The following is a 224-nucleotide window of genomic DNA, read 5'->3' on the forward strand; positions in this document are numbered from 1 at the left end:
CTGTGGAACCTGTACAACGGCCGCCACGCCCCCGGCGAACACGTCCGCGTGTTCCCGCTGTCCAACTGGACCGAGCTGGACGTCTGGCAGTACATCGCCCGCGAGGGCATCGAACTCCCGCAGATCTACTTCGCGCACGAGCGTGAGGTGTTCCAGCGGGCCGGCATGTGGCTGACCGCCGGCGAATGGGGCGGCCCCAAGGACGGCGAGAGCGTCGAGAAGCG

General features: G+C 68.3%; 1 protein-coding gene. It reads left to right on the forward strand.

Annotated features, from left to right (window positions below; translation table 11 throughout):
• A partial coding sequence (locus I8N67_RS42145; RefSeq protein WP_200309717.1) for a phosphoadenosine phosphosulfate reductase domain-containing protein occupies window positions 1-224 on the forward strand: 224 nt, incomplete at both ends.

The sequence above is a fragment of the Streptomyces adelaidensis genome (genome assembly GCF_016598475.1).
In the GTDB taxonomy this organism is placed as follows: domain Bacteria; phylum Actinomycetota; class Actinomycetes; order Streptomycetales; family Streptomycetaceae; genus Streptomyces; species Streptomyces adelaidensis.